This window comes from Exiguobacterium sp. KJ 601, assembly GCF_027161185.1.
Classification (GTDB): Bacteria; Bacillota; Bacilli; order Exiguobacteriales; family Exiguobacteriaceae; genus Exiguobacterium; species Exiguobacterium profundum.
In genome coordinates this window covers 1-1309 of the sequence record NZ_JADHZG010000014.1, presented here as the reverse complement: position 1 = coordinate 1309, position 1309 = coordinate 1, and the positions used below count along the sequence as shown (strand labels likewise).

Below are 1309 nucleotides of genomic sequence, written 5' to 3'. Positions count from 1 at the left end.
GATACTAATCGGTCGAGGCTTTGATCTAGTCTAATGGTTTGTGTTGATGAATCCTCAGTTTTCAGGGAACAAGCCCTGTAGAGTCTGGTGGCGATAGCGAGACGGCCACACCCGTTCCCATGCCGAACACGGAAGTTAAGCGTCTCAGCGCCGAAAGTAGTTGGGGGATCTCCCCCTGTGAGGATAGGACGTTGCCAGGCTTTATTTTTTTAAAAAAGTTATTGACTTTACATAGAATGACCTTTAAAATAGGTAAAGTCGATATGACTTAAAACGGTCTCGTGGTGTAGGGGTTAACATGTCTGCCTGTCACGCAGAAGATCGCGGGTTCGAATCCCGTCGAGACCGCCATTTTTAATTTAATACGTATGGCTTTGTAGCTCAGTTGGTAGAGCAAAGGACTGAAAATCCTTGTGTCGGCGGTTCGATTCCGTCCAAAGCCACCATATAACACGCCGGTGTAGCTCAGTTGGTAGAGCATCTGACTTGTAATCAGAGGGTCGAGGGTTCGAATCCTTTCGCCGGCACCATTTTTTCATGGCGGTTGTGGCGAAGTGGTTAACGCACCGGATTGTGATTCCGGCATTCGAGGGTTCAATTCCCTTCAGCCGCCCCATTAAAATTTAATGAGCCATTAGCTCAGTTGGTAGAGCATCTGACTTTTAATCAGAGGGTCGCAGGTTCGAGCCCTGCATGGCTCACCATTTCTCATTATTTTTTATTCAATACGTAATTTCACATGCGGGTGTGGCGGAATTGGTAGACGCGCTAGACTTAGGATCTAGTGTCTTTGACGTGGGGGTTCGAGTCCCTTCACCCGCATCTCTAAATACTTATGCGGATCTAAATACTTATGCGGAAGTAGTTCAGTGGTAGAATACGACCTTGCCAAGGTCGGGGTCGCGGGTTCGAATCCCGTCTTCCGCTCCATCTTAATACGCGGTCGTGGCGGAATCGGTAGACGCGCTAGGTTGAGGGCCTAGTGGTGGTTAACACCGTGGAGGTTCAAGTCCTCTCGACCGCACCATATGCACCCTTAGCTCAGCTGGATAGAGCGTTAGACTACGAATCTAAAGGCCGGGAGTTCGAATCTCTCAGGGTGCACCATTTTAACGGGAAGTAGCTCAGCTTGGTAGAGCACTTGGTTTGGGACCAAGGGGTCGCAGGTTCGAATCCTGTCTTCCCGACCATTTATTTTTTTGGTCTTTGAAAACTGAACGATGAGGCAAAAAAAGTTTTACAATTTTTGAATGAAGCGCAAGCTTCGTCAATTTAAGAGCTATATCAAATTCTTTGGAGAGTTTGATCC

The 1309-nt window shown here is 47.7% G+C and carries 10 tRNA genes and 1 rRNA gene; all 11 read left to right on the top strand.

The annotated features are described in order from the left end of the window. Positions 1-83: 83 nt before the first annotated feature. The 11 genes from rrf to IRJ25_RS15085 all read left to right on the top strand — a co-directional run bounded on the left by rrf (position 84) and on the right by IRJ25_RS15085 (position 1190). A 5S ribosomal RNA gene (gene rrf, locus IRJ25_RS15135) occupies positions 84-200 on the top strand. A 75-nt stretch (positions 201-275) separates the two neighbouring features. Beyond that, positions 276-351 (top strand) — tRNA-Asp (locus tag IRJ25_RS15130). 19 nt (positions 352-370) lie between these two features. Next, positions 371-446, top strand: a tRNA-Phe gene (locus tag IRJ25_RS15125). An 8-nt stretch (positions 447-454) separates the two neighbouring features. After that, a tRNA-Thr gene (locus IRJ25_RS15120) sits at positions 455-530 on the top strand. Positions 531-540: 10 nt separating this feature from the next. Further along, positions 541-616: transfer RNA gene (locus IRJ25_RS15115), tRNA-His, on the top strand. 12 nt (positions 617-628) lie between these two features. Then, positions 629-704: transfer RNA gene (locus IRJ25_RS15110), tRNA-Lys, on the top strand. A 37-nt stretch (positions 705-741) separates the two neighbouring features. Further along, a tRNA-Leu gene (locus IRJ25_RS15105) sits at positions 742-822 on the top strand. Between the two features lie 33 nt (positions 823-855). Continuing rightward, a tRNA-Gly gene (locus IRJ25_RS15100) sits at positions 856-930 on the top strand. A 9-nt stretch (positions 931-939) separates the two neighbouring features. After that, a tRNA-Leu gene (locus IRJ25_RS15095) sits at positions 940-1027 on the top strand. A gap of 3 nt (positions 1028-1030) precedes the next feature. After that, positions 1031-1107: transfer RNA gene (locus IRJ25_RS15090), tRNA-Arg, on the top strand. A 6-nt stretch (positions 1108-1113) separates the two neighbouring features. Next, positions 1114-1190: transfer RNA gene (locus IRJ25_RS15085), tRNA-Pro, on the top strand. Positions 1191-1309 lie beyond the last annotated feature (119 nt).